Annotated in this window: 22 protein-coding genes; 14 read left to right on the top strand and 8 right to left on the bottom strand. The window is 71.2% G+C overall.

The window, feature by feature from the left end; translation table 11 throughout:
• Nucleotides 1-2: 2 nt before the first annotated feature.
• From ACFYPH_RS20220 to ACFYPH_RS20185, 8 genes are all read left to right on the top strand, one after another.
• The gene (locus tag ACFYPH_RS20220) at nucleotides 3-875 is read left to right on the top strand and encodes a DUF6218 family protein (RefSeq protein ID WP_387183712.1); all 873 of its coding nucleotides are present in this window, start codon (nucleotides 3-5) and stop codon (nucleotides 873-875) included.
• Nucleotides 876-889: 14 nt separating this feature from the next.
• Nucleotides 890-2101 (top strand): exonuclease domain-containing protein, encoded by a 1212-nt coding sequence (locus ACFYPH_RS20215; RefSeq protein WP_387183709.1) that lies wholly within the window; start codon nucleotides 890-892, stop codon nucleotides 2099-2101.
• 82 nt (nucleotides 2102-2183) lie between these two features.
• On the top strand, nucleotides 2184-3020 hold the full coding sequence (locus ACFYPH_RS20210; protein WP_387183706.1) for an aldo/keto reductase: 837 nt from the start codon (nucleotides 2184-2186) through the stop codon (nucleotides 3018-3020).
• 399 nt (nucleotides 3021-3419) lie between these two features.
• Nucleotides 3420-4436: an SEC-C metal-binding domain-containing protein gene (locus tag ACFYPH_RS20205; protein WP_387183703.1), complete on the top strand. Its 1017-nt coding sequence runs from the start codon at nucleotides 3420-3422 to the stop codon at nucleotides 4434-4436.
• A gap of 87 nt (nucleotides 4437-4523) precedes the next feature.
• Nucleotides 4524-5009: a DUF2231 domain-containing protein gene (locus ACFYPH_RS20200; RefSeq protein ID WP_387183701.1), complete on the top strand. Its 486-nt coding sequence runs from the start codon at nucleotides 4524-4526 to the stop codon at nucleotides 5007-5009.
• A 125-nt stretch (nucleotides 5010-5134) separates the two neighbouring features.
• Nucleotides 5135-7018 carry a Xaa-Pro dipeptidyl-peptidase gene (locus ACFYPH_RS20195; protein WP_387183698.1) on the top strand — a complete coding sequence of 628 codons (1884 nt, stop codon included), beginning with the start codon at nucleotides 5135-5137 and terminating at the stop codon, nucleotides 7016-7018.
• Nucleotides 7019-7253: 235 nt separating this feature from the next.
• Nucleotides 7254-8147, top strand: coding sequence for a DUF1996 domain-containing protein (locus ACFYPH_RS20190; RefSeq protein ID WP_355138622.1), 894 nt, complete (start codon nucleotides 7254-7256; stop codon nucleotides 8145-8147).
• A gap of 71 nt (nucleotides 8148-8218) precedes the next feature.
• The gene (locus tag ACFYPH_RS20185) at nucleotides 8219-8833 is read left to right on the top strand and encodes a DUF305 domain-containing protein (protein ID WP_387183694.1); all 615 of its coding nucleotides are present in this window, start codon (nucleotides 8219-8221) and stop codon (nucleotides 8831-8833) included.
• A gap of 163 nt (nucleotides 8834-8996) precedes the next feature.
• Here the strand turns inward: ACFYPH_RS20185 and ACFYPH_RS20180 are convergent, their stop codons facing one another.
• The 3 genes from ACFYPH_RS20180 to ACFYPH_RS20170 form a co-directional block, all read right to left on the bottom strand.
• Nucleotides 8997-9893, bottom strand: a complete 897-nt coding sequence (locus tag ACFYPH_RS20180; RefSeq protein ID WP_387183691.1) for an acetyltransferase — start codon at nucleotides 9891-9893, stop codon at nucleotides 8997-8999.
• Between the two features lie 479 nt (nucleotides 9894-10372).
• Nucleotides 10373-11764: a hypothetical protein gene (locus ACFYPH_RS20175; protein ID WP_387183688.1), complete on the bottom strand. Its 1392-nt coding sequence runs from the start codon at nucleotides 11762-11764 to the stop codon at nucleotides 10373-10375.
• A gap of 48 nt (nucleotides 11765-11812) precedes the next feature.
• The gene (locus tag ACFYPH_RS20170; protein ID WP_387183685.1) at nucleotides 11813-12706 is read right to left on the bottom strand and encodes an NAD-dependent epimerase/dehydratase family protein; all 894 of its coding nucleotides are present in this window, start codon (nucleotides 12704-12706) and stop codon (nucleotides 11813-11815) included.
• A gap of 120 nt (nucleotides 12707-12826) precedes the next feature.
• Between ACFYPH_RS20170 and ACFYPH_RS20165 the strand changes: the two genes are divergently transcribed.
• The 4 genes from ACFYPH_RS20165 to ACFYPH_RS20150 all read left to right on the top strand — a co-directional run bounded on the left by ACFYPH_RS20165 (nucleotide 12827) and on the right by ACFYPH_RS20150 (nucleotide 15808).
• A complete protein-coding gene (locus ACFYPH_RS20165) occupies nucleotides 12827-13237 on the top strand; it encodes a VOC family protein (RefSeq protein WP_354862333.1) in 411 nt (136 codons plus the stop codon).
• Between the two features lie 148 nt (nucleotides 13238-13385).
• Nucleotides 13386-13841, top strand: coding sequence for a pyridoxamine 5'-phosphate oxidase family protein (locus ACFYPH_RS20160; protein ID WP_387183682.1), 456 nt, complete (start codon nucleotides 13386-13388; stop codon nucleotides 13839-13841).
• A gap of 101 nt (nucleotides 13842-13942) precedes the next feature.
• Nucleotides 13943-14362: a PPOX class F420-dependent oxidoreductase gene (locus tag ACFYPH_RS20155; protein WP_355066333.1), complete on the top strand. Its 420-nt coding sequence runs from the start codon at nucleotides 13943-13945 to the stop codon at nucleotides 14360-14362.
• 120 nt (nucleotides 14363-14482) lie between these two features.
• Nucleotides 14483-15808, top strand: coding sequence for a glycoside hydrolase family 18 protein (locus tag ACFYPH_RS20150; RefSeq protein ID WP_387183679.1), 1326 nt, complete (start codon nucleotides 14483-14485; stop codon nucleotides 15806-15808).
• 75 nt (nucleotides 15809-15883) lie between these two features.
• Here the strand turns inward: ACFYPH_RS20150 and ACFYPH_RS20145 are convergent, their stop codons facing one another.
• Nucleotides 15884-16228 (bottom strand): hypothetical protein, encoded by a 345-nt coding sequence (locus tag ACFYPH_RS20145; RefSeq protein ID WP_354862326.1) that lies wholly within the window; start codon nucleotides 16226-16228, stop codon nucleotides 15884-15886.
• 193 nt (nucleotides 16229-16421) lie between these two features.
• On the opposite strand from ACFYPH_RS20145, the gene ACFYPH_RS20140 reads away from it, so the two are divergent.
• Nucleotides 16422-19196 carry a M14 family zinc carboxypeptidase gene (locus ACFYPH_RS20140; RefSeq protein WP_387183676.1) on the top strand — a complete coding sequence of 925 codons (2775 nt, stop codon included), beginning with the start codon at nucleotides 16422-16424 and terminating at the stop codon, nucleotides 19194-19196.
• Nucleotides 19197-19267: 71 nt separating this feature from the next.
• Here ACFYPH_RS20140 and ACFYPH_RS20135 read toward each other — a convergent pair whose 3' ends face one another.
• Together ACFYPH_RS20135 and ACFYPH_RS20130 are read right to left on the bottom strand one after the other, a co-directional pair.
• Nucleotides 19268-19459, bottom strand: a complete 192-nt coding sequence (locus tag ACFYPH_RS20135) for a DUF397 domain-containing protein (RefSeq protein ID WP_355138606.1) — start codon at nucleotides 19457-19459, stop codon at nucleotides 19268-19270.
• Nucleotides 19450-20250, bottom strand: a complete 801-nt coding sequence (locus ACFYPH_RS20130) for a helix-turn-helix transcriptional regulator (RefSeq protein WP_387183673.1) — start codon at nucleotides 20248-20250, stop codon at nucleotides 19450-19452. Before ACFYPH_RS20130 ends, ACFYPH_RS20135 begins: the two co-directional genes overlap by 10 nt.
• Before the next feature lie 1587 nt (nucleotides 20251-21837).
• On the opposite strand from ACFYPH_RS20130, the gene ACFYPH_RS20125 reads away from it, so the two are divergent.
• Entirely contained in the window at nucleotides 21838-22818 is a 981-nt protein-coding gene (locus tag ACFYPH_RS20125; protein ID WP_363941208.1) for a DUF559 domain-containing protein, read from the top strand.
• A 3-nt stretch (nucleotides 22819-22821) separates the two neighbouring features.
• Here ACFYPH_RS20125 and ACFYPH_RS20120 read toward each other — a convergent pair whose 3' ends face one another.
• Together ACFYPH_RS20120 and ACFYPH_RS20115 are read right to left on the bottom strand one after the other, a co-directional pair.
• The gene (locus ACFYPH_RS20120; protein ID WP_387183670.1) at nucleotides 22822-23622 is read right to left on the bottom strand and encodes an SAM-dependent methyltransferase; all 801 of its coding nucleotides are present in this window, start codon (nucleotides 23620-23622) and stop codon (nucleotides 22822-22824) included.
• A 137-nt stretch (nucleotides 23623-23759) separates the two neighbouring features.
• Nucleotides 23760-25826 (bottom strand): cellulose binding domain-containing protein, encoded by a 2067-nt coding sequence (locus ACFYPH_RS20115; protein WP_387183667.1) that lies wholly within the window; start codon nucleotides 25824-25826, stop codon nucleotides 23760-23762.
• Nucleotides 25827-26293: the final 467 nt, after the last annotated feature.

Below are 26293 nucleotides of genomic sequence, written 5' to 3'. Positions count from 1 at the left end.
CCATGAACACGGCAGCCGCCGGTCACCGCGACGTCCTGACCCACTCGCACCGCACGCGTGATCTTTTCAGTCACTCGCGTCTGGACACTGCGCGCGATGAGGTGCCGCTCCGGTTGAGCCGGTGTGACCACGTTGACACCTACTGTGATGCTCCCGTCGCCGATCATGAAGGATGCGGAATGGCAGCACCCGAGGAAGCAGAGAGCGAACTTTCGATACCCGTTGACTACGTACCCGGGGCGCGTGGTCACGCTGTTCTCGCCATCGGCCCCGACACGGACGGCGCCGAGTCCCTGGCTGTGTGGCGGCTCGGCCCGACCGGACGTGCCGGCGGGGCGTGGGTGGTACGCCTCGATGACGCCGCGCAGCACGACCAGCTCACTCGGATCATGTGGATGTTGCAGGGGCGATGCCTGGTGGGGTGGGACCGGGAGACGCCGGTCGCGATTCTGGACAGGCTCGCTGACGTATTGCCACCGGAACTGGTCAGCACGCTGCGGGGGTACGTACTGACCATCCCTGAGCTCCTCACGGAGATCACTGAGCACCGGTCCGCCTACGCCGAAGCGGTCGACCGGCAGCGTGCGGTGTCCACGTCGAAGCTCGCCCCACTCGCCTGGCACACCGAGGTGCCGGATCACGAGGATCTGGCGGTCCGGCTCGCCGTGCAGCCCCGCGCCGCCTCGCCGGTCGCGGGGACGGCGCTGGCCCTGACATCGGCTGTCGCCATGACCGCTCAGCTCTGGCAGGACACCGAGCAGGCGCGGTATCGCCGAAGGTACCTGCGCGCTCTGGGCGAACCCCAGCCGTTGCCCGCACGGTGGCTGGCCTGGTTGCGCGCGGCCGCCGACAATTCCGCTCCGGCCACGATCTAAGGAGTCGACTCGACGTGTACGCAGTTATCGACCTGGAGACGACGGGCCTGCGCACCAGTTGGCACGACCGCGTGGTGGAGGTCGCCGTCATCCACCTCGACGACGCCGGGCAGGTGACGCACGAGTGGTGCAGCCTGGTCAACCCCGACCGGGACCTCGGCCCGCAACTCATCCACGGCATCTCGGCCGCCGAGGCACGGCGCGCACCGCAGTTCAGCCGGCTCGCAGGTCACCTCGCCGGTCTCCTTCGCGGGAGGGTGCTGGTCGCCCACAACCTGCACTTCGACGCCGCTTTCCTCCTCGCCGAGTACCGCCGGCTGCAGATTGAACCGCCGATCAGCCCCGCAGAGGGATTGTGCACGATGCGGCTGGCCGCGCACTTCCTGCCGTCGGCCGGCCGCAGCCTGCACGACTGCTGTCGCGCAGCGGGATTGCCACCGCACCAGGCACACTCCGCTCTGCACGACGCGCGGGCAGCCGCGCAGCTTCTGGCCCGCTACCTGCGGGACGCGGGAACGCCACCGCCGTGGACGTCCGTCATCGACGCCGCTGCGGCTGCCCCCTGGCCGCCCTTGGCCGCCGAAGCAGTGGTGCCGGTGCCGCGCCGCGAACTGGGGCACCGGGAAGAGCATTTCCTGGCCCGTCTGGTGGACCGGCTTCCGCGGCTCCGCGAACCGCAGGGTGACGCGTACCTGGACCTGCTCGACCGGGCATTGCTTGACCGGCACATCTCCAACAGTGAGGCGGACGCGCTCGTCGCCACGGCCGAAGACCTCGGCCTCGCCCGAGTCGACGTCGACCACCTGCACCGCACCTACCTGGCGAGTCTGGCGGCTGTGGCCTTGGAGGACAACGTCCTCACGTCGGCCGAACGCCACGATCTGGACCAGGTTGCCTCGTTGCTCGGGCTGCAGGCCTTCGACGTCGACCATGCCCTCAAGACCGCTCGTGACGCCGACGTGACCCGGCCGCACACCAACTGGCGGCTCCGACCCGGCGACGTGATCGTCTTCACCGGGGCGATGGAACCACCACGCTGGTCCTGGGAAGAGGACGCTCGGACTGCGGGGCTGCAGGTTGGCGACAACGTCACCAAGAAGACCCGCCTCCTGGTGGCTGCCGACCCCGATTCGATGTCCGGCAAGGCCAAGAAGGCCCGACAGTACGCCGTTCCGGTCGTGCACCCCATCGCGTACCAGCGCATGCTCGCCGACCTCAATCGGTAAGCGCATTCGGCATCGGCGCTGTCATTGGTGGTGGCGCCAACGCTGCGGCACACCGCCAACGTCCCACGGGTAGGGTCCAATCATGACGATTCCCCACCTTACGGCTGCGGACGGCACCACCCTGCCGGCGATCGGGCTCGGCACGTACCGGCTGAACGGCGCGGCGGGTGTCGACGCGATCGGGCAGGCGATCCGGGCGGGCTACCGGCTGATCGACTCCGCGGTGAACTACGAGAACGAGGGCGCGGTCGGTCGGGCCGCTCGTGCGGCGGGCGGCGTACGCGACGAGCTGATCGTCACGTCGAAGCTGCCGGGGCGGCACCACCGCTACGACGAGGCGCTGACCACCATCGAGGAGAGTGTGTACCGCACCGGCCTGGACCGGATCGACCTCTACCTGATCCATTGGCCGAACCCCAAGGTTGACCTGTACGTGCAGGCGTGGCGCGCGCTGATCGAGGCTCGGGAGCGCGGGCTGGTGAAACACATCGGCCTGTCCAACTTCCTGCCCGAGCACATCGACCGGCTGGTGGCCGAGACCGGGGTCGCCCCGGTGGTCAACCAGATCGAGGTGCACCCGTACTTCCCGCAGCAGGAGGCGATCGACTACCACCGGGAGCACGGGATCCTCGTGCAGGGCTGGAGTCCGCTCGGGCACGGCAACGACCTGCAGGAGCACCCCACGATCGTGGAGATCGCGGCCGGCCACGGCGTCAGCCCGGCGCAGGCCATCCTCGCCTGGCACGTGGCCCGCCAGGTGATCCCACTGCCCAAGGCCGCCTCCCCGCAGCGCCAGATCGAGAATTTGGACGTCTTCGACATCAAGCTCACCGACGCGGAGGTCGAGGCCATCACCGCGCTGGGCCGCCCGGACGGGCGGCTCGCGGATCAAGACCCGGCGGTGTACGAGGAGTTCTGATCGACACGTCTCGGCCCGCAGCACATGCCGGCGTACCTCGGAGGCTTTCCGTAGCCGACCTGGGCGGCTCTGCCGGCCATGGCGGGTTGACGACTGCGCACCGGCGGCATGGCCGGGCCGCTACGCAGCGTGAGGTCCGTGCGGGCGGAGACTACCTCGAGCGTTATGACTCTGAGGTATAGATATACCTCAGAGTCATATCGCTCACCGAGGCATCCGCCCCCGACCGGCGAGCATCCAGGTGGTTCACGAGCGGACAGCGGGACGTGCGCGCGTCACCCTTGAAGTCCCTTTGTGCGATCTGGTCGAGAAACTGACGACCGGACGCTATCGAGGTCTGGTTGACGGCAGATGGCCATAATTCGGCCGGGCGGAAGCACGCCGACGTACCGTGAGGTCGTGCCGACGAGAGACGTACTCACCAAGGCTGACCTCGCCGAACTCCGCCGTTCGGCGCTCGGGGCGGCCGACCCGCTCGGTGTCGCCGCCGACGTCGCCGAGGCGGCCCGGCAGGGCCGCCTGGAGGATCCGGACGACGCCGGGGAGGCGCTGACCCTGGCCGCCGAGATCGCCCAGATCCGGGCCAGGCCCGATGCCGCGCTGCGGTACGCGGACGAGGCGCTCGCGGCGTACCCGTCGGCCGACGATCCCCGGGCCGGCGTCGTCCGGGCGCTGCGGGCCCGGGTGATGTTCCAGGCCGGCGGTCGGGACGACGAGGCGATGGCGGAGCTGACCGCGCTGCGGCCGTTGCTGCTCACGCAGCCCGACGCGCCCGCCTACATCAGCGCGGCGCTGGACGCGGCCGGCCGTTCGGCGATCGCCGAGACCTGGCTCAGCGAGGCGGTCGACACCCTGCTGGGTGAGCGGGCCGGGGCTGTGGCCGACCCGGAGGTCGGCCCGCCGGACGCGCCCGGTGTGCTCTTCTTCCTGCTGCAACAGCGCCACCGGGTACGCCGGAATCTCAACCTGCCGCACGACCGGCAGGACGATCTGGCCGACCGCCTGGAGAACCAGCTCGTCCGCCGGGCCGCAGAGCGTCAGGGCGCCGATTCTGATCTGCTCCTCTGGCCCCGGGCCGAGTTCGACCGCCTGCTCGCCGAGCACCCCGAGCTGACCGACGTGTACGGGCCGGACTGGGACGCGCACCGGGCCAGGCTGGAGAAGGAGCTGGTACGGCTGACGAGTGCCGGCCGGACCGGGCTGGGCGTGTTCAGAGCGACAGTGGCCGGCCTGGACGCGTTCGCCGGTCGCCGCGACGGCGACCCGACCGACGCGGCGATCCGGGCCGGCTACGCGGTCGAGGTGTCGGCGCGACCCAGCTCGCGGGTCCCCTGGCCACCGGAGCGCAACGACCCGTGCTGGTGCGGATCGGGCCTGAAGTACAAGAAGGACTGCCTGCCGCGCTCGCGCAGTTGAGGCGAGCCCGAGGGCTGACACGTCCGCGCGCGACCGATAACGTCCTTCCCGGACGATCGACGTCCACCCCTTTCGGAGGAGACGCCGATGTTCGAGGAGTTCATGGGTATCCCCGCCCACCCTCTCGTGCTGCACGCCGCGGTCGTGTTCGTGCCGCTGCTGGCCCTCCTGACGGTCGCGTACGCGCTCGTCGCGCCGATCCGGCCGCACACACGCTGGGTGCTGGGCCTGCTCGCCGTGGGCGCGCCGGTCGCCGCCCTGTTGGCGAAGCTCACCGGCGACGCGTTCTTCGCGCGCCTGCGCTCCGCCAACCGCGTCACGCCCGAGTTCGTCCCGAAGCTGGAGGCGCACCAGGATTTCGGCGACCTCACCCTCTACGCCGCGATCGGGCTGGGGGTCGTGGCGCTGGCGCTGGTCTGGTTCGCCGCGCCGCGCGGCGCCGAGGGCGCGCGCTCCGGTAAGGCGCTGACGCTGGTGTTGCAGGTGCTGTCGGTGGTGGCCGCCGCCATCGCCGTGTACTACGTGGTCCGTACCGGCGACTCAGGCGCGAAGGCGGTCTGGGAGGGCCAGTAACGAGCGCGGGCGCGGCCCGAGGGGATCGACGCGACGCCCACTCGCACCTAGCATGGCGACGAATGGATCTTCGTGATTGGTCCGTGCCGGGACCCGGCAGCCAGCCCGACCGAAGGGAGACGCGCATGCGTCGACCCCGCCATCTCGCACTGCTCAGCGTCGGCGTGTCCGGCGCCCTGGTGCTGAGCACAGCCCCGACCGCGGCGGCCGCTCCGCCCACGCCTTCCGCGCCCACCGGCATCGTGGTGGCCGACGGCATGACCCAACCGGTGTTCTCGCTCGCGGACGCCATTGAGGAGCGGGTGTTCGTCCAGACCCCGGTGGACACCGACCACGACGGCCGTCCCGACCGGGTGGCGATCGACATCTCCCGCCCCCGGGAGACCGCCACCCAGGGCTTCAAGGTGCCGGTCATCTTCGAGCACAGCCCGTACCGCAAGGGCACCTGGGGTGACGTGCCGTACCCGAGCGTGCTGGTCGACGACCTGCCGCAGAACGGCGTGACCGACCGCTCGGGGCGGCGGGTGGTCGAGGTGGAAGCCCAGCGGGCGCAGGCGAAGGCCAACCTGCCCGGTTCGCTGGACGACTACTACGTGCCGCGTGGGTACGCGGTGGTGCTCGGCCAGAGTGTCGGCACCGGCGACTCGGACGGCTGCCCGACCAGCGGCGACCAGGCCGAGACGCTCGGCACCAAGGCTGTCATCGACTGGCTCAACGGGCGGGCCAAGGCGTACGACGTGAACGGCGCACCGGTCACCGCCGGGTGGACCACCGGCGCGGTCGGCATGACCGGCGTCTCCTACAACGGGACGCTGCCCAACCAGGTGGCCACCACCGGGGTCAAGGGCCTGAAGACCATCGTGCCGGTCTCGGCGATCAGCAGCTGGTACGACTACTACCGGGCCAACGGTCTGGTGGTCGCGCCCGGCACGTTCCAGGGCGAGGACCTCGACATCCTGGCCCAGTACACGGCCGGGCAGGCGCGCGCCGAGGGGCCCTGCGCCGACGAGCTCGCGACGATCACCGCCGAGCAGGACCGGGTCACCGGTGACTACTCCAAGTTCTGGCAGGACCGCGACTACCTGGACGCCCGCGACGTCAAGGCCAGCGTCTTCGTCGTGCACGGCCTCAACGACTGGAACGTGAAGACCGAGCACTTCGCCGGCTGGTGGGACGAGCTCGCGAAGCGCGACGTGCCGCGCAAGATCTGGCTGCACCAGGGTGGGCACGGCGGTCCGGGTAGCAGCGCCTCGGTGACGCTTCCGGACGGCCACACCTGGACCTACAAGCAGACCGAGAACCGCTGGTTCGACTTCTGGCTGTGGAACGTGCGCAACGGCATCATGGACGAGCCGACCGCGGTGCTCCAGCGCGAGGACCGGGCCTACACCACGTACGCCAACTGGCCCGACCCCGCCGCGCGTGAGGTCGGGTTGCGGTTCGCGGCGACCGACGCCACCGCGCCGGGCGCTCTGACCACGGGCAAGCCGCCGAAGGCCAAGGTCGAGCAGAGCTTCGTCGACGAGGGACGGACCATCCACCCGGACACCCTGGTGGCCGATCCGGACACGGCCAGCGCCAACCGGCTCGCGTACCGCTCCCCCGCGCTGACGCAGAACGTGCGCATCTCGGGGCGCCCGGAGATGCGGCTGCGGATGGCGATCGACAACAAGCCGGACGCGAACCTCACCGCGTACCTGGTCGACTACGGCCCGGCCGGGTCGACCGCCGCGCCGACCGTGGTGACCCGCGGCTGGATGGACCCGCAGAACCGCAAGAGCGCCGCGCGCACCGAGCCGGTCAAGCAGGGCAAGCTGTACGACTACCGCTGGACCATGGAGCCCAAGGACTACATCTTCCCGGCGGGCCACCGGATCGGGGTGGTCGTCTTCTCCAGCGACCAGGAGTACACGCTGCTGCCGTTGGGCGGCACCGAGTTGCGGGTCGCGCCGAACGACAGTGAGGTGCGGCTGCCCGTGGTCGGCGGGCGGGCCGTACTCGGTTTCTGACGTCCTCGTTCCACGGGAGGGGCAGTCCGAGGTGTCGGGCTGCCCCTCCCGCCGCGGTTTCCACCAACTGCGCACGTATTGACAACCGTCGACGTGGGGAACAGTCTGATGTGGTGAGAGCGCTCTCTCGCCCCGGTTCCCGGGCCACCACCCCCTTTCGGCCAGGACACTCTCCGACGTCTTTCGGCGGCGGCGTCGGAGCTGTCCCTGACCCGTCCCCGACAGGAGTCACGAGATGGACAGGGCCGCACCCCTCTCCCACGTCCCCCGCCGGCTACGCATCGCCACGGCGATCGGCGCCCTGCTGACGCTCCTCGGCACGTACCTGGCCTGGACCACCGACCGGGCCGACGCCGCCCCGGTCGCCAACGTCATCCGGGTCGCCGAGTTCCCCGCCGACTGCGCGTACAGCCACCGGCTGCCCGACGACCCGATCGTCTTTCCCGGGCTGCCCGGTGCCTCACACATGCACAGCTTCTTCGGCAGCACGGTGACGAACGGCAACACCACGCTTCCCGACCTGGTGAGGTCCACCAGCACCTGCAACCCGGCGGTGGACGTCTCGTCGTACTGGGTGCCGACCCTCTACCGGGACAACGTCGCGGTGGAGCCGGCCATCGCCACGTTCTACTACCTCGGTGAAGGGGTCCGCGCCGACGTCGTCGCCAACACCCAACCGATCCCGCAGGGCCTGCGACTCGTCGCGGGCAACGCGAAGGCCACCGGGCCGAACGACAGCATCGCCCGCTGGTCCTGCCTGCACGCCGGGCAGGTGCCGCCGTCGAAGGACTTCGTCAACTGCCCGGCCGGCACGATGCTGGAGTCGTACCTGGACTTCCCGCAGTGCTGGAACGGTCGGGACCTGGACTCCCCGGACCACAAGAGCCACCTGGCGTACCCGGTGAACCAGGCCTGCCCGAGCACCCACCCGGTGCACGTGCCGAAGCTGCGGCAGGTGCTGCGGTACCCGGTCAACGGCGACCCGTCGCACTTCCGGCTGGCCTCCGGTCCGGGCTACACCATGCACGGCGACTTCTTCAACGCCTGGCCGACCGCGGAGATGGCCCGCCGGGTCCAGGACTGCATCCGTCCGGTCATCAAGTGCGGGCACGACGGCCGGCCGATCTGAGCCGACACCGTCGTACGGAGGGGCGGGTCCGGTCACGCCGGGCCCGCCCGCCGTGGGCGAAAGGAGGCCGCATGCGCGCTCACGCCGCGCTGCTCACGGCGGCGGTGCTCGTCGCCGGCTGCGCCGGCGGGTCTCCCGGCACCGCGCACAGCGCCGGGCCACCCACTGTCGCGCCGGCCGCGTCCACACCGTCGAACGTCGGATCGGCAGGCTCCTTCAGCCCCACCGACATCGCCTGGCTGCAACTGACGGCGGCGTTGACGGACCGGCTGCTCCCGGTGCTGGACCTGGTGCCAACCCGGACCACCGACCCCGCCTGGCGACGCCTGGCCGCCGAGGTGCGGGCCAGCAACCGTGCCGACCTGACCCGGTCCCGGCAACTGCTCGTCGAGGCGGGAGCGCCGACGACCAACCCGCACGAGGGCCACGACATGCCGGGCATGGTCACCGCCGACGAGCTGGCCGCGCTGCGGTCGGCCACCGGGAAGACGTTCCACCGCCTGCTGGCCGCGCACCTGCGCGCGTACCTCACGCAGACGGTCCGGGTCGCCACCGCCGAGCAGAAGGGCGGCGTCCACCCGGCCACCACCACACTGGCCACCACAGTGATCCAGTCCAACACCACCCACCAAACAAACCTGAACACCCTCACCCCCGCCTCCTCCTCCCCCGCCCCGCCTCGGTGATCAAGAGGTTTGCGTCATCCCACCGGCGTGTCGTGACGCGAACCTCTTGATCACCGGTGGATCAGCGGGCGTGCGGTGAGGGCACGGTCTCGGTCCGGTCCGCCCCGACGGTGCCGCCGGTGCGGGGTGCGCCCCGGGTGACGCGGGGCGCACCCCCGAGTGGCTACGCCTTCTCGGCCGGCGGCGCGAACAGCACGCGCGCGCGGAGCTGCCGGAACCCGGTGCGCTCCAACTCCGCGAGCACCGCGACGCGGTGGGCGTCCACGTCGGCGATCACCTCCCGGGCGCCTCCGGCGGCGAGCACCCGGACCGCCTCGGCCAGCAGCTCACCGCGCGCCGCGTCGTCGCGCAGGCCGAGGTACGCCAGCAGTGGGTAGCAGGCGTCGCCGGCCGTGCCGACCAGACCCACCGGCTGCCCGGCCTGCACCCCGACGCGCCACTGGTCGGTCGACTCCCCCAGCCAGGCCAGCGGATCGGTGGCCAGGTCGACGCCGCCGACGGCACGCGCGATCTCCGCGCCGGTCAGCACGTCCGGCACGGCGACCCGGGCGACCAGGGCGTTGATCTCGGCAGCGTCGACGGGCGGCCGGAACGTGTACCGGCCGGAGGTCGCCGGCAGCGGCGTGCCCGTCCACGAGCACCGCAGCCGCTCACCCACCTCGACCAGGCCGGCGAGTCGGGCCGCGTCCATCGGCGCGGTGACCACGGCCAGCACCTCGGGTCGACGCCGCCAGTGCGCGGGCAGAGCCGCGTAGTACCGACCGGGGCCGCCCAGCGCCTCGTGGGCAGCGTGCAGCAACGCGGCGCCGACCTCCGGCTCGGCGGCCAGGTCGAACCGCTCCAGCCAGGGAGCGCCCACCGCCCCGGGCGGGAGGAGCCAGGCCGCCCGCCCGACCACCCGGCCGTCGCGCAGGGCGATCCAGGTGTTCTCGGGCCGGTAGCCGCCGCCGGTGATGCCGTCGGCGTACGCGATCTGCCGCAGTTGGGGCAGCGGATCGGTCATGGAGTCGAACAGGTTTTCCTCGCCCGCGACGAGCGGGCGGATGACCAGACTGGTCATGGCGAACCTCCGGAAAGCGAGCGCCCCGGGTCAGATCCGCGTGGACGCCGATACGCGGAGGGGGCGCAGAACATCGGACATTGTTCTGACCTCCTCTCGGCTCGACGGCGTGCCCGCCAACATACGCGAAGCGCCAGCAGCCGCACAACGTTCTTCCGGCCCGGCTCACAGCGTCGGGTTGGTCTCCGCGCCGCGCTGGTGGACCCGCCCGTCGGCCACGGCGATCCCAGCGAGGATCAGCGCCGCCACGGCGGTCACGGCGACCGGCGGGAGAAGGACGCTCGGAGACCGCGACCAGGTTGGCGAGCGGCGCACGGCCGATACGCGGCACCGGCCAGTGGGAGGCCGCGCCGACGAGCTCAACGGCGAGCGCGAGCGACCAGAGGACACCACGGCCATGGCCGCACCCCCTCGCCGACCCGGTCCCGTCTCGTACCCGCTGAGGGGCCTTTATCCCGGTCTGTCGGTACGCCCGATGGTTATGCCAGATCGCCCGGAGGGCGGCCGACGCCGCGCCCCCAGGGCCTCCACCGCCTCGTTCGGGCGGTCCGCCGCCTCGTCCGGGTCGGCCGGGCCCGCCGGTCCGTGCGAAGGTCCGCACGGCCGAGCAGCCGGATCAGCAGCCAGCAGAACAGCGCCAACGTGCCGAACAGGGCGATGGTCACGATCCGCCAGCGCATGCTGTCGACCTGGAGCATCTCCGGCAGCAGCGCCGCGACGCCGGCGACCGCGGTGACCGAGAACAGCCACTGGAGGCGCTGTTGGAACAGCGCCGTCTGCAACCCGAAGAGCTGGCTCAGATTGCTGCGCAGCAGTTCGAGGCGCTGCCGGGCGGCCTGGAGATGCCGGGGAACCCGCAGCCCGTCGATGAGGAACGTGGCCACCGCGATGCGCATGGGATCGCGGTACATGAGGTCGACGTTGCCGACCTCGGCCAGCCCTCGGCTCAGTTGCAACTGCACCCGCGCCAGTTGGGTGATGCGCGCGCCGAGCGAGTGACCCGGCCCGACGAGTTCGTCGCGGTCGTTCGGGTCCACCCCCACCCACAGTTGGCAGAAGAACCACTGGGCGTGGATCTGGCCGTACATGTCCTGGACCATGCGGGCCGCCGCCGACGCGCCCTCCACCCCGTTGTGCAGGACCGCCACGGTGGACCAGCCGGTGGTGCGGACCAGCAGGCCGGGCAGGCGCAGCGGCCCGTCGTCGGCAGCCGTGCCCGGGGTCACCGGCAGGGCGGAGAGCCGCAGCAACGACTCCACGAGCGGTTCGTTCTCGGCCCGCTCGGGACCGCGCAGGACGAAGAACTGGCGCATGTTCTGGAACGGGTAGCGGCGTTCCCGGGGCTCGAAGCCGGCCGACTCGCGCAGGATGGCGCGGACCGCCTGGACGTGGGCGGACACCGTCAGCCCACCGTGCTCCCGGGGCTCGGCCTCGATCATGCTGAGGTGCCCGGCCAGGTTCGGCGGGAAGGTGTCCAGGTCGCGCAGGTGCCGGAAGTAGTCGAGGGTGTTCTCGCGCACGAGGTCGTCGTAGAACCGGCAGATGTCCTCGGTGCTGACCGCCGGCTCCGGCGCGGCGAACCGCAGATCCACCGAGATCACGCCGAGCGCCGGGTAGATCACGATCTGGGTGCTGGTCGCCCACGTCGTACGGCCGATGCGCACCGCCGACGTGCCGAGGGAGATCTGCAGCACCGGCGGGTGGGTGGCCAGGTAGGAGATGTTGTAGGCCCGGGTCTCCTCGTGCTGGACGACGTCGACCGAGGTGGCGCCCAGTGCGGCCAGCAGCGGGAGCGCCGGTTCCACGTCCTGCACCGTGCCGCCGAGGTCGAACTTGACCGGCACGTACACGTGATCAATATCGAGGGTCACGCATACATTCTGGGCGTACGGCACAACCTGGTTTCGCTCCGAGGCGGCCTACAACTGGTCGACGTGGTCGCGCCACGAATGCCGGGGCTCGTAGCCCAGCACCCGCCGCGCCTTGTCGATGCTGAGCAGGGTTTCGTGCTCGCCGAGCTCCTTGCGGATCTCGACACCCGGGTAGACCTCGGCCATCAGGCTGGCGCTCGATCTGCTCATGACGGTGTCGGCGTTGGCGATGATGAACACGTCCGCGCCGGGCCGGTCGTACGCGAGCGCCCGCTCGACCGCCTGGGCGCCGTCGCGGGCGTCGATGTAGCCCCACAGGTTCCAGCGCCGCGACCGCGGATCGGCGTCGAAGGAGGGGAACGGCAGGTAGTCCTCGACGTCCATCACGTTGGAGAACCGCAGACCCACCATGACCAGCTCCGGGTCCCACCGGCAGAAGTGCCGCGCCATCTCCTCCTCGAGGGCCTTGTTCAGCGAGTACGTCGACTCCGGTCGCGGCGCGTACTCCTCGTCGACCGGCGCGTACGGCGGCGGGGTGTCGAACGGCAGCCCGAGCACGGTCTCGCTGGACGCCCACACCACCCGCTTGATGCCGGCCGCCCGGGCGGCGGCGAAGACGTTGTACGTCGCGGCGGAGTTGTTCGCGAACGTCGTCGCGTTGGGTATCAGCCCGGGCGCCGGGACCGCGGCCAGGTGCACGACCGCCTCGACGCCGCCGGGGTGCTCGTCGGCGCCTCCGGTGAACGCCTCCACCACCTGCCCGTAGTCGGTCAGGTCGACGAGGAGGAACTCGCCGTCGACGTCGCGGGGATCGCGCCCGCCCACGCGGTCCACCGCCAGCACGTCGACGCCCACGCCGCGCAGGTGGGCGACCACGGCACGGCCGAGCTTGCCGGTGGCGCCGGTGACGACAACGCGTCCGGGCAGTACGGGATCGGTCATGGCCCCATCCTCTCCGGCCGGCCGGGACACCCCACACGCGGGTGCGCCCGCGCCCGCCACCCGCCGCATCGATCAGGAATCGAGAAGTACCGGCCGAGGGCCCTACCTAGCATGGCCAGCATGGACATCACCATTCACACGACAGTTCTTCCGCACGTCGACCCGGACGCCTCCGTGGCCTTCTACCGCGACGTCCTCGGCTTCGAGGTCCGCAGCGACGTCGGTCAGGGGACCATGCGGTGGATCACCGTCGGCCCTGTCGACCAGCCCGGCACGTCCATCCTGCTGGCCCCGCCGGCCGCGGACCCCGGCATCACCGAGGACGAGCGGCGCACCATCGCCGAGATGATGGCCAAGGGCACCTACGGGTGGATCCTGCTGGCCACCCGGGACCTGGACGGCACCTTCGAGAAGGTGCAGGCCCGCGACGCCGAGGTCGTCCAGGAGCCGACCGAGCAGCCGTACGGCATCCGCGACTGCGCCTTCCGCGATCCGGCCGGCAACATGGTCCGCATCCAGGAACTGCGCTGAGCCATGTGTCTCGCCGCCTGGGGACGCGCACGCGCCGAGGAGCAGCGCCTGGACGACCTCGCCCGACTGCGTCACGCGCCGGACGTGCCGTTGGTCGCGGCGGGGGCGACCGAACCGATCAGAGGTCACGAGGTGGACGGGGGAAGACATGGCGAGCACGTCACCGCGGGGGCGTGAGGAGCGGCTGAGAGACACGCGCAGGAGACTGGAGAACGACGTCGACCTCTGGGTCGCCACGTCGGGCTCCCCCGACGGCGTGCACCTCGTCCCGCTCTCCTACCTCTGGGACGGCAGCGTGTTTCTCATCTCGACGCCGCGTGCCTCGGTCACCGGCCGCAACCTGGTGGGGGATGGCCGGGTGCGACTCAGCCTGGGCACGACGCGCGACGTCGTCATCGTCGAGGGTGCCGCCGAGCCGGTGGACACCGCCGACCTCGGCCACGACAGGCGTACGGCGTTCGCCACCAGGACCGGCTTCGACCCGAGCGGAATCGCCGAGCCCTACCAGTACTTCGTGATCCGGCCGCGGCGCATCCTGGCCTGGCGGGAGGCCAACGAGCTGCGGGGACGCGTCCTCATGCGCGACGGCCGTTGGCTCGACTGAGCCCCTCGGCCTCCCGCACGCCGCGATCCGCGTCCTGCCGTGCGGGGGCCGGGCGGGTGCGTACCGTGCAGGGGTAACCGCTCATGCGAAAAGGAGCATTCATGTCCAAGCCACCGCTTCCCGAGGCCGCGGTCGAGATGCTGCAGAAGCCGAACCCGGCCGTCATCACCACGCTTCGCAGTGATGGTCAGCCGGTGTCCGCCGCGACCTGGTACCTCTGGGAGGACGGCCGGATCCTGGTCAACATGGACGAGAGCCGCCGCCGGTTGGAGCACGTCCGCAACGATCCTCGGGTCTCCCTCACGGTGCTGGACGAGGCCGGCTGGTACACCCACGTCAGCATCATCGGGCACGTCGCCGAGTTGCGCGCCGACGAGGATTTCGCGGACATCGACCGGCTGTCCCGGCACTACACGGGCAATCCCTATCCCCGGCGTGATCGTGGTCGGGTCAGCGCCCTGATCGAGATCGACCGTTGGCACGGCTGGGGGTCGCTCAAGGACAACAGCCAGGTCGGCTGACCGTCCGCCGCGGGGACGGCGGCGGATGGGCGGCTCTTGACCGCAGAGCGTGATCGGCTTAACTTCATCAATCAGATAAGTGTCTTTACTAATTCTGCTTGATCCCTCGTGGGAGTGCCGATGCGACAATTGCGTCACCGCCGCCTCACCGCCGTCGTCGCCCTGGCGACCCTGCTGCTCACCGCCGCCCCGCCCGCCGCGGCGAGCGCCGGCGCCAGGCCCGACCGCCAGCCCGGCTACCACCGGGTCGGCTACTTCACCCAGTGGGGCATCTACGGCCGGGCCTTCACGGTCAAGAAGCTCGACGCCTCCGGTGCGGCGAGCCGCCTCACCCACCTCAACTACGCCTTCGGCAACGTCAGCGAGGACGGCCGCTGCTATGTGGACGGCGGGCCGGGCGAGGGCGACGCCTGGGCCGACTACCAACGGCCGGTGTCCGCCGAGGAGAGCGTCGACGGCGTCGCCGATGCCCCCGGCCAGGCGCTCAACGGCAACTTCGGCCAGCTCGCCAAGCTGAAGGCCAAGCACCCCGACCTCAAGGTGCTGATCTCGCTGGGCGGGTGGAGCTGGTCGACGTACTTCTCCAACGCCGCCCGCACCGACGCCTCCCGCAAGGCGTTTGTCGCGTCCTGCATCGACCTGTACCTCAAGGGCAACCTCCCGGGCAGCCCGGGTGCCGCGGCGGGCGTCTTCGACGGCGTCGACCTCGACTGGGAGTGGCCGAACTGGGACGGCGAGCCCGGCAACGTCATCCGCCCCCAGGACCGGGAGAACTTCACCAAGCTGCTGGCCGAGTTCCGCCGGCAGCTCGACGCGTACGGCCGCACGACCCGCGCGCACCACCCGCTGACCGCCTTCCTGCCGGCCAACCCGGCCACGATGGACGCCGGCTACGAGGGCCGCAAGATCTTCAAGTACCTGGACTTCGCCACCGTGCAGGGGTACGACTTCCACGGCGGCTGGGACGCGGTGACCAACCAGCAGTCCGCGCTGCGCGTGCCGGCGGGCTCGCCGGACAACCCGGACTTCTCCGTCGAGGTGGCCATCGACGGCTGGCTCGACCGTGGGGCGCCGCGCGGCAAGCTGGTCCTGGGTATCCCCTACTACGGTCGCGGCTGGACCGGCGTGACCGGCGGCGGCAACGGCCTGTTCCAGCCGGCCGCCGGGCCCGCACCGGCGACCTTCGAGGCCGGGTACGAGGACTACAAGCAGCTCAAGACCCTGGCCGGCAACGGCTACACCGTGCACCGCGACCTGCGCGCCGGGCACGCCTGGCTCTTCGACGGTACGACCTTCTGGACGTACGACGACCCGGCTGTCGTACTGCAGAAGATGCTCTACATCCGGCGGGCCGGCCTGGCCGGCGCGATGGTCTGGTCACTCGACGGCGACGACGACAACGCCACGCTGACCAAGACGATCGGCCTCGGCCTAACCACCCGGTAGGCGTACCCGACGCCCGTGATCACGTGATGGCCACCAGTTGAATCGGGTCACCGACAACTGCTGAGCATCACGTGATCACGGGCGCTGCTCCTGGGGCGTCACCGACCGCACCGCGGCCTCGATGAGAGCGGTCACCTGAGCCATGTCCCGCGCACGGCGCACGTCCACCTCGGCTGACCACCCCGGGTGGTCGAGCTGGACCGTCACGTCCTCCCGGCGGTGAGTGAGCCAGCCAGCGATCGCCTGGACCAGCACCATGACGGCGCCGGCGTCGTCGACCACCACACCCAGGACGTCGGACGGTGTCGTGGTCACCCCGTCCCGCAGCCGGTCCTCGGCGCGCAGCCAGGACGCCAGAGAGCGCCGCGCATCGGCGGACGGAACATCCGGATGGACCGAGAGCGTGATCGTCTCCGGCACGGTCTCCCCTTTCCAGACGACGACAGGCCACCCGCCATCCTGCCAGCCGGACCCGGCCCCGGCATCCCGCGCACTCACCGATGTCGATCAGCCCTTGACCGCCGTGTCGGCCGGTTCATAGGCTCCGGCCACTGCGAGGCTTTCCCCCAAGAAGGGAACCCGAGACATGGCCCCATCGTCGCGTCCGATCCGGATGGTCCCCCCGAAGCGACTGGCGGGTGCCGCCGCCGTCGCGCTCCTGCTCGGTCTGACTCCCCTGCTCGGCGGCACTCCGGCCGCGAGCGGCGCCCCACCGTCGAGATGCAGCACCGACCCGAGCGCACGGCTGGCCAGCGTGCCCGCCCCGGAGGCCGTGCTCGGCTTCCCCCTCGGGACGGGACAGGAGCGGGTCGTCACCAACGACGAGGTCCGCACCTACCTCGGGGCCGTGGACAGCGCCTCCGACCGGGTCGTCACGGGTGTGACGGCCACCAGCGTGCTCGGCCAGCCCCTGCCGTACGCGGTGGTGTCCAACGAGCGCCACGTGCGGCCGTCCGCCCTGCGGAAGATCGCCGACGACGTACGGGACCTGCGTGACCCCCGCCGGACGAGCGCGCGGACGGCCGCCCGGACGGCGAAGGACGGCCCGGCCATCGTCTGGGTCACCGCGAACGTGCACGGCGGCGAGAAGAGCGGCACCGACGCGGCGCTCAAGACGCTGTACGAGTTGGCGGCCGGCCTGTCCTGCGAGGTCGCGCGGCGCAACGACAACCTGGTCACCATCATCGTCCCGACGCAGAACCCGGACGGCCGCGACGCGACCCGGCGGCAGAACGAGTTCGGCTTCGACCTGAACCGGGACTGGTTCGCCCGCACCCAGCAGGAGACGGACGGCAAGCTCGAACTGCTGCGCCGCTACCCGCCGCAGGTCTTCATCGACGCCCACGAGATGGGCGGCCGGCAGTACTTCTTCCCGCCCAACGCCGACCCGATCCACCACGAGATCGCCGGCGAGGCGGTGGACTGGATCAACCGGATCGGCGAGGCCAACAAGGCCGGCTTCGGCTACAACGGCGCCTGCGACGACACGGTCACCACCGAGTGCTACTTCAACTACGACACGTACGACATGTTCTTCATGGGCTACGGCGACACCGTGCCGACCACCGGCTTCGGCGCGGCCGGCATGACATACGAGAAGGGCAGCGCCTCGGCCGTCGCCGACCGGGTGCAGCAGCAGTTCCACACCCAGTGGTCGACGCTCGGCTGGGCCGCCGCCAACAAGCGCGAGGTGCTGGACGGCTACTTCGACATCTGGACCGACGCGCTCGCCGAGGGCCGGACGGGCGCCCTGGAGCCGAACGAGGTGGTGCAGCCCACCAATGAGGTCCAGTTCCCGGTGCCCGACATCACGATCCGCTCGTACTTCCTGCTGCCCGACCGGCAGCTCGCCGACGTCCGCCGGCTCGTCGAGCGGCTGCGCCGGATGGACGTCGAGGTGTACGAGGTGCAGAAGCCCACCCGCGTGCCCACCGCGCGGGTCTTCGGCGGTCGCAGCGCCACCAACGTCACGGTGCCCAAGGGCGCGTACTGGATTCCGATGGACCAGCCGCAGAAACACTGGATCCAGGCGATCATGGGCGAGGACCCGTACGTCCCGTTCCCGTACTTCTACGACGTGTCCTCCTGGAGCAACCCCCTGCTGATGGGCGTCTCCACGATCTACACGGGCGACAACGTCCGCCCGCAGGCCCAGCTCGTCCGTGGGATCGCCGGCGGCCGGAGCGGGCTGGCGTGGCCGTGGGGCTCGTACACGTACCCGCTGGACTCGGCCGCCGCCGCGGAGTTCACCTTCACCCTGCTCGGCCGCGGCGTGCCGCTCGTAAGGGACCTGACCACCAACCGCGTCGCGATCCCGGCGACCCGGCTGAGCCGTACGGTCGACGACCTGGCCGAGGCTGCCGGGGTCACCCTCACCCCCGGCGGACGCCCCACCGGGACCCGCCTCGACCTGCCCGACGTCGGGCTGTTCCAGGGCACCGGCATCTCCACCACGTCCGGCTCGCACGGCGAGGCCCGGTACGTGCTCGGCAAGCGGTGGGGCCTCGCCCTCAAGCCGGTCACCACTGCAGACATCAACGACAACACCGCGGCGTTCACCGGGCGTACGGTGCTGCTGGTCCCCGACGGCAGCAGCCCGACCGGCGGCCTGACCGCCGCCGGGCAGGCCAACCTGCGCGACTGGATCGCCCAGGGCCACACGTACGTCGGGCTGCGCAACGAGGGCACCCGGCTGGCCCGCGCCGCCGGGCTCACCTCCACCACGGAGAAGACCAAACCGGCCGACTACCTGGTGATCGGCTCGCACCTGCGGGTCGACGTCGACACCGACAACCCGGTCGCCCTCGGCCGCCCCGCCGAGGACTTCGAGTTCAACAACAGCGACCCGATCCTCAACCCCAGCACCACCGGGACGAACGTGCTCACCTACCCGACCGACGACACGTTCTGGGCCAACGGCTACACCGTCGGCGCGGACACACTGAAGGGCACGGCCGCCGTCGTCGACGAGCCGACCGGCGCCGGCAGGTCGGTGCTGTTCGCGTTCAACCCGCTCTTTCGCGCGTACAACGAGAATGGTCTGCACCTGGTGGCCAACGCGCTGCTCTACCCGCCGGGCGCACCCGACGCCCGACGCACGCCGGGCACCGACGCGGCGCGCGCCAGCGCCGCCGCCGCGCCGGTCGCGGCGGACCTGGGCGGCGGATGGCGGCCGACCACCATCGAGGTCGCGGCGACGGACCTGGCTCGCACGCGGGCCATCGTCGAACGCTTCACCACCGACGCCCGGACGTCCGCGAAGGGCACCTCGGCGTACGTCCTGATCCCCAACCCGCAGGGCCTCCAGGCTGACGAACACCCCTTCACGAACGATCTGGTACGCGCGCTGCGCGCCGCCGGAGTGCCACTACGGTCGGTGGTCGCCTGACCGGTCCCCTGCACAGCGAAGCGCCCGTCCCCGCTGTTCGGGGGGCGGGCGCTTGTCGCTTGGGGCGCTGGCTACGAACGCCGAGCGAGATCGGCGACGAACGCCCGCCACGAGGCTGGCCGGAAGACGAGCGCCGGCCCGTCGGGGTCCTTGGAGTCCCGCACACCGACGATGCCCGGCAGATTGTCCGCAACCTCAAGGCAGTTGCCGCCGCCAGAGCCGCTGCGAGTGGATTTGCGCCACCTAGCGCCGATCAGGTCCATGACGTCACGACATCCTTCATCAGCTCGATCGACTGCCGGCGGGGAAGCGCTTCACTGCGAACCATCTCCCACCTCGACATGAGAGTATCCACATCGTCGTCTCGGTCGATGACGACTCCGCCGAGCTGGTTCTCCATCTCCCCCACCCACTTGTGCTCGGGCAGGCGTGCCAAGCTGAACGGCCCGGTCAGGCCGACGTGCATGCTGACCTCGTCCGGCAGCAGGTGAACGTTGATGTTCGGCCGCTCCGCGAGGGTGGTCAACTGCTTGATCTGCCCGGCCATGATGTCGCGGAAGTCCGTGCCGGCGCGGCGGAGCACCGCCTCGGCGATGACGGCGACCAGATGCGGGGCGTTTGCCTTCGTCAAGATCGCCTGCCGGTCGATCCGGTGCGCCAGCCGCTTCTCGACTTCGTCATCGCTCAGCGTTTCATTGCAGCGGATGACGGCCCGGCCGTAGCTCTCCGTCTGGAGCAGGCCCGGAACGAGGGTCGGTTGGAAAGACCTGAGCTGCGTCGCCGTCCGCTCCGCGTCGAGCCACGGCAGGAACCACGATGGGGCGCCGAGCTTGCCCACCATGCGTTCGAACAGGCCGGCGTTGTTGAGTGCCCGGTCGGCGCCCTTGATGAAGTCCATCGTGAGCGCTCGCGTCTCGCCCTCCACGGCGCTGACGTGGGAGGCGCTGAAGCCGGCACCTCGGCCGAACGCCTCCTGGGTCATCCCGGCGGCTCCTCGGGCGCGACGAATCTCGCCCACGATGAACGCGGCGAGCGGGTGCGGCAGATCAGCCATTCAAAGCTCCCCAAGCCGGAAGATCAATTACTCACGCCACTGCCCGGCGTGGAACGTTTCGCCAGCTCAGCCCGAACCGGCGAACCACCTTCCGAGCGTAGTGGACTCCACAGCAGAGTGTCACCAGCGGCGCGGCCGGTGGAGGACCCGAGACCCGGCGGACGCGTTCGTACCGGGGCCGCCCTCTGGGCGAGCACTCACGGGGCGGCCCCTCCCAACGCCTGCCAGGGGGATGACCATGCCCATCGACCAGCCAACGCAGGTGCGGTCCGGTGACCTGCTGCACCTGACCCGCGCCGCAAGCCCGCAGTTTGCCCGCCCCATCACCGTCCGCGTGATCCGCGCCCTGACCGACCGCCACACGTACCACGGTTGGTTGTGGATCGACGCCTACCAGCTCGGCCCGAGCGGCGACGCCGTCGCCCGCCGCGAGCTTTACCTGATGCCCTCCGGCGCGCGCTGGCTCCCCTCCCCACCTGCCACCCCACCCCGAACGACCGCGCCACCCCCGACCGCCACCCCACCGCGGACCGCCACCCCACCCCGGACCGGCACTCCACCCCGGACCGGCACTCCACCCCGGACCGCCACCCCATCCCCGACCGCCACCCCACCCCGGACCGGCACTCCACCCCGGACCGGCACTCCACCCCGGACCGCCACCCCATCCCCGACGCCCGCGCCATCCCGGACCGCCACCCCATCCCCGACGCCCGCGCCATCCCGGACCGCCACCCCACCCCGGACCGCCGCGCCGCCCAAGCCCATCGCGGTACCCGTCACCGCACCGCCGCGCCCGACCACCACACCGTCCCGGCCCACGGCACCGCCGCGTCGTGCTGCTCGGCGCCCGGCAATGCGCGGTCCGGTGCGGGTCGGCTGATGCCCCGGCGTGCTCACGACCATCAGCCGGCCCGCCCGACGTGGCGCTGCGGCACCTGCGGAATCGCCTGGCCCTGCTCGCCCGCCAAGCTCCGCCTCCTCGCGACCTACCGGCTTGATCGCCCGGCCCTGCTGGCCCACCTGGCGGCGCTTCAGGCGGAGGCCGCCGCCCACCTCACTGCCCTCAATCCGGATAAACCACCCCCAAACCTGACCGACCGCTTCACCACCTGGGCCTCCCCCCGCTAGCCACACACCCACTCATGCCCGAATCCCTGCAGATCTTGGACAGTTTCCGTTAGCTGCTAACGGAAACTGTCCAAGATCTGCACGGGCGACAGCAACGGAGCGCGCGGCAACGCCGCGCACGGCCGCACGGCGCAGGGCCGGACGGCGCACGACACGCGACACGCGGCGGACGGCGCACGACACGCGACGGACGCCGAACGGCAACGCGGCCACGCCGCACGGCGCACGACACGCGACACGCGACACGCGACACGCGGCGGACGCCGAACGGCAGCGCGGAGCGGCAGCACGGCAACGCCGCAACGCCGCAACGCCGCAACGACAGCAGCGGCAGCGGCAGCAGCAGCAGCGGCGGCAGCAGCAAGCGGCAGCGGCAGCAACGAGGGCTGTACGCCAGCGGCAGAACTGTCCGCCATGTGATGGCGCGGCACCAACCAGGTGGGAAGGCTCGACGGGATGTTGCCTCCTGATGACGCTGACGCACTCGACTGGCTCGCCTTCGAGCAGGCGGGTGTGCTGACGACCGCGCAGCTCTCCGGGCTCGTCACCGAGGGGACGGTCCGGGGCCGGATTCGCTCCGGACGCTGGCGGTCGGTCTGTCAGGGGATCGTGCTGGCCGGTAATGGTCGACTCACCCGCGACCAGCAACTGTGGGTGGCGGTGCTTGCGGCCGGTCCGGGAGCGGTCCTGGCCGGGGTGACCGCGGCTGCCGAGGCGGGCGTACGGGGACTGCGGCGCGAACCACTGCACGTGCTGGTGCCGGCCGAGCGTCGCGCCGCGCGGACCGCCCTGCGTCGGCTGCCCATCGACATGCCCGCGGTGCTGGTCCATCGCACGTCGGTGCTGCCGGACGGGCATGTTCAGCTCGCCCGTCCGCCACGCACGACGACGGCCCGCTCCCTGGTGGACGCGGCCGGATGGGCGGGCGGCGTGGACGAGGCGCAGGGGTTGTTGGCCGCCGGATGCCAGCAGCGTCGCGTGCTACCCGAGGAACTGGATGCCGTGCTCGACGTCCTGCCCCGGGCACCTCGCCGACGGCTGATCCGGCAGGCCGTCGCCGACATCGCCGGCGGTGCGCAGGCGCTCTCCGAGATCAATTTTGTACGGCTGTGCCGGCGGCACCGGCTGCCCGCGCCGGACCTGCAACGACACCGCGTCGACGCGGCGGGCCGCAACCGCTGGTTGGACGCGTACTGGCACGAGTGGCGGGTGCAGGTGGAGATCGACGGCGCGCACCACATGGACGCCCGGCAGTGGGCGGCGGACATGCGCCGGCAGAACGACGTATGGACCAGCGGTGACCGTATCCTGCGCTTCCCCGCCTGGCTGGTCCGCGCCCGCCCCGACGAGGTCGCCGACACCGTTCGACGGGCGCTGGTCGCGGCCGGCTGGAGCCCGACCGGCGCGGCGCGACGGTCGCCGGAACAAGCCCGATGATGCCTACGGTTTGCGGGCCACGCCGCTGTAGCCGGTACGAGCGACCTCGGCGTCGACGGTGGCGGGCGGCTCGGGGTACGGCCACATGTTGACCAGACCGGGCGAATCGAGGACGAAGTCGCCGAAGAACCGGGTGACGTCGGCGTGGCCGCGCGGTACGAACGGCGTGTTCGCGCGGGCGTAGATCGCCGAGATGCGGGCCATCAGGTCGGGGTGCACGTCGGTGCTGGCGTGGGACAGCGCCAGGTAGCTGCCGGGGGCGAGCGCGTCGCGGTAGGTCGCCACGATGTGGTGCGGGACCTGCTCGTCGGGCACCAGGTGCAGCACGAACATCATGAGGACCGCGACCGGGCTGTCGAAGTCGATGGCGGCGGCGACCTCCGGATGGGAAAGCACCTCGGCGGGTCGGCACAGGTCGGCCTCCACGACCGACACCGTCGCCGCGTCGGCGAGCAGGGCACGCCCGTGGGCGCACACCACCGGGTCGTTGTCGACGTAGACGACGCGTACGCCCGGGTCGATGCGGTGGGCGATCTCGTGCACGTTGTCCCGGGTCGGCAGCCCGGAACCGAGGTCCAGGATCTGCCGGACGCCCTTCTCCTCGACGAGGTGGCGGACCGTACGGGCGATCAGGTCGCGGCCCTGCCGGGCGGCCTCGGGCATCCACGGCGCGACCTGCAACACCATCTCGGCGGCGGCCCGGTCGGCGGCGAAGTTGTCCTTGCCGCCGAGGTAGTAGTCGAACATCCGCGCCGCGTTCGGCCGGTCGGTCTGCAGGCTCAGCCTGGGCTCCGACTGCGTCATGGCCGACCACCTCTCCCCGCCGAGCCCGCAGCATACCGTCCACGATGGTCGATCACGGACCCCCGGAGTCGGCACGAGCGTGATGCCTGTGGGTCATCTGGACAACTCACAGGCATCACGATCGTCGACGGGCGCGGTCAGCCGGTCGTGCAGACGGTGCCGTTGAGGGTGAACGCGGTGGGGAGCACGTTCGGCCCGCTGTACGCGCCGACGAACCCGGCGCTGACGGTGGCGCCGGCGGCGATCTGCCGGTTGTCGTCGGTCGGGGTGACGCGCACGGCCCTGCCGACCTGCTCCCAGGTGGCGCTCCAGCCACTGCTCACCTGCTGCCACCCGGTCGGCCAGGTCCAGGTTAGCGTCCAGCCGGTGATGGGTTTCGTCCCGTTGTTGGTGATCTCGACGCCCCCGATGTAGCCGTTGCCCCAGTCGTTGCTGGCGGTGAAGCGGACCGTGCACGCGCTGGTCGCCGGGCTGCCGGTGGCGAACGTCAACGGCGGTGAGGCCCACGACACCCGGCCGGCCGTGTCACGGGCCAGCACGTTGACTGTGTACCTGCTGCCCGGCACCAGGTTGCCGACCGTGAACGACGTCGTCGCCGTCTCGCCGAACTGCTCGCTGACCGCGCCGTTCTGCCGGTACACCTCGTACTTGGCGATCGGGCTGCTGCCGGCGGTGGCCGCCGGCCAGGTGATCGTCGCGCCCCGGTCGGTGACGCCGCTGGCGGTGGGCTGGCCCGGGGCCGACGGCCGCCCGGCGGTCGCGCCGGCCGGGCGCAGCACGAGCGTCGTCAACGAGTACGGCGGCAGCGTCCGGCTGATCGCCGAGCCGGACTGGCCGGTGGCGATGCCCGTCGCGCCGTTGGTGAGGGTGGACACCGTCGGCGCGGCTGTCGACGGCGTGAACCCGGCGTAGTCGATGGCGACGTCGTGGGCCGCGTCCGGGTCCTTGTTGATCAGCAGCACGGCCAGGTCCCCGTTGGTCCGGCGGACGGCGTGCGCGCTGACCAGCGGCTCGTCGGTGCCGGCACGGATGAACTGGTCGCCGGTCTTCGCGAAGAGCTTCATCATCGTCAGAGCGTGGTACGGCGCGAACGGCGTGTTCAACGGCGGCTCGCACACCGAGCCGTCCGCCGTGCAGCCGCCGCTGGACAGCATGCCGAAGTCGCCGTAGTCGGTCTGGCCCGCCACCTCGCTCACGGTGCCGATGCCGTTGTGGACGTTCCACCACTGGGCGGTGAAGACGCCGTTCTCCAGCAGCCCGCTGTACGCGTCGGCGAGGAACAGCGCCCCGGGCTGGGTGTTCTGGCCGGCGCCGACGTTCAGCTCGGTGAAGCTGATGCCGATCCGGTCGGCGTTCGGGCCCGCGTACCGGCTGAGCTGCTGCCGGAGCAGGTACGTCGCGTCGGGGAGCTGGTTGGTGCGGGTCAGCGACTCGGCGGCGCTGCCACCGGGGTACCAGTGCACGTCCACGAAATCGATCTTCGGGCCGGCGAGGGAGAGCACGGTCTGGTTCCAGGGGCCGGGGTCGCCGCCGGCGGTGATGCCGTCCGGCCAGTTGCCCGGCATGGTCAGCACCGCGCCGACCCTGATGCTCGGGTCGACCGCCTTCATCGCGTCGGCGTACTCGATCACCAGCCGCGCGTACTGGCTGGCGCTCTTGTCCGGGTGGTCGTCCGCCTCCCACGCCGACCCGTAGAGCCCGTTGCCGTAGTTCTCGTTGCCGATCGTCCAGTACCTCGCCCCGTAACCCTTGGTCACGTTGGCGTAGCGCACCCAGTCGGCGGCCTCGGACGGCGTACCGGTGCCGTAGTTCGCGATGATCATCGGTTGGGCACCGACCCGCCTGACCGCCGCCATGAACGTGTCGAAGTCGGTGTTCGGGGCGACGTACCCGCCGGGCGCGGTGTGGTCCTTCCAGTGGTAGATGTCGGCGTACGAGCCGCCGGGATAGCGCATCATCTGCACGCCGGCGTCGCGCAGCAGGTCCGACGTCTCGGCGGTGCCCAGGTTCTGGTCCCAGATGGCGTGGTTGACGCCCAAGGCGGTGTCGGACACCCGCGCCAGTCCGGCGCGGGCGTTCACGGTCACGGCGACGGCGCCGGGGTCGGCCGCCGCCATCGCTGTCGGAGGGTGGATGCCGGAGAGTGCGCTCGCGGCGAGCAGCACGCCCGCCAGGAGCGCCGCGCGGCGGTTCGGTATCTGCATGGCTGGGTTCCTTCGGGAAACGACGGTGAGTCACCCGGCCGGCAGAAAGCGGCGCGGCGGCGGGCGGACTCGTGGACGGACAGGCCCCGGCGCCCCATCACTCAATCCCCGTCCTCCGGGATCCGTGGTCCGGTCCCGGCTGCCCAGTGGACGGGCGTCAGCCCCGCGCGCAGCAGGTTATCGACGGCCAAGAATGTCATGGTCGAATCGGGGATCTCAAGGGGACCCGCCCGAAGCAGGCGCTCCCACGACTGAAATGACGTCATACGTTACGTCTTGACGAACGACATGTTATCGCTCACAGTCGATGCGAGACGCCCAGCGTCAACGGCTCACCGGGAGAGCCGTCGCTGGTCAGGACGCCCGCCGGCAGGCGGGCGTCGCGACCGGACCGGTCAACAGCCCGCGGGTGACGCGCGGTGGACTCCGCGCGCCCGCGTGGTTCGTCGTGCCGATGACCGGTCCGG

This window comes from Micromonospora sp. NPDC005252 (assembly GCF_042872475.1).
GTDB lineage: Bacteria > Actinomycetota > Actinomycetes > Mycobacteriales > Micromonosporaceae > Micromonospora.
Note: the sequence above shows the minus strand (reverse complement) of the source record. Positions and strands in the feature narration are given on the sequence as shown.

Bases quoted from the DNA above. Each gene is read 5' to 3' on its own strand.
- ACFYPH_RS20220 (WP_387183712.1), top strand. From the start codon at position 3: ATGAACACGGCAGCCGCCGGTCACCGCGACGTCCTGACCCACTCGCAC.
- ACFYPH_RS20210 (WP_387183706.1), top strand. From the start codon at position 2,184: ATGACGATTCCCCACCTTACGGCTGCGGACGGCACCACCCTGCCGGCG.
- ACFYPH_RS20200 (WP_387183701.1), top strand. From the start codon at position 4,524: ATGTTCGAGGAGTTCATGGGTATCCCCGCCCACCCTCTCGTGCTGCAC.
- ACFYPH_RS20195 (WP_387183698.1), top strand. From the start codon at position 5,135: ATGCGTCGACCCCGCCATCTCGCACTGCTCAGCGTCGGCGTGTCCGGC.
- ACFYPH_RS20190 (WP_355138622.1), top strand. From the start codon at position 7,254: ATGGACAGGGCCGCACCCCTCTCCCACGTCCCCCGCCGGCTACGCATC.
- ACFYPH_RS20185 (WP_387183694.1), top strand. From the start codon at position 8,219: ATGCGCGCTCACGCCGCGCTGCTCACGGCGGCGGTGCTCGTCGCCGGC.
- ACFYPH_RS20180 (WP_387183691.1), bottom strand. From the start codon at position 9,893: ATGACCAGTCTGGTCATCCGCCCGCTCGTCGCGGGCGAGGAAAACCTG.
- ACFYPH_RS20170 (WP_387183685.1), bottom strand. From the start codon at position 12,706: ATGACCGATCCCGTACTGCCCGGACGCGTTGTCGTCACCGGCGCCACC.
- ACFYPH_RS20165 (WP_354862333.1), top strand. From the start codon at position 12,827: ATGGACATCACCATTCACACGACAGTTCTTCCGCACGTCGACCCGGAC.
- ACFYPH_RS20160 (WP_387183682.1), top strand. From the start codon at position 13,386: ATGGCGAGCACGTCACCGCGGGGGCGTGAGGAGCGGCTGAGAGACACG.
- ACFYPH_RS20155 (WP_355066333.1), top strand. From the start codon at position 13,943: ATGTCCAAGCCACCGCTTCCCGAGGCCGCGGTCGAGATGCTGCAGAAG.
- ACFYPH_RS20150 (WP_387183679.1), top strand. From the start codon at position 14,483: ATGCGACAATTGCGTCACCGCCGCCTCACCGCCGTCGTCGCCCTGGCG.
- ACFYPH_RS20140 (WP_387183676.1), top strand. From the start codon at position 16,422: ATGGTCCCCCCGAAGCGACTGGCGGGTGCCGCCGCCGTCGCGCTCCTG.
- ACFYPH_RS20135 (WP_355138606.1), bottom strand. From the start codon at position 19,459: ATGGACCTGATCGGCGCTAGGTGGCGCAAATCCACTCGCAGCGGCTCT.
- ACFYPH_RS20130 (WP_387183673.1), bottom strand. From the start codon at position 20,250: ATGGCTGATCTGCCGCACCCGCTCGCCGCGTTCATCGTGGGCGAGATT.
- ACFYPH_RS20125 (WP_363941208.1), top strand. From the start codon at position 21,838: ATGTTGCCTCCTGATGACGCTGACGCACTCGACTGGCTCGCCTTCGAG.
- ACFYPH_RS20120 (WP_387183670.1), bottom strand. From the start codon at position 23,622: ATGACGCAGTCGGAGCCCAGGCTGAGCCTGCAGACCGACCGGCCGAAC.
- ACFYPH_RS20115 (WP_387183667.1), bottom strand. From the start codon at position 25,826: ATGCAGATACCGAACCGCCGCGCGGCGCTCCTGGCGGGCGTGCTGCTC.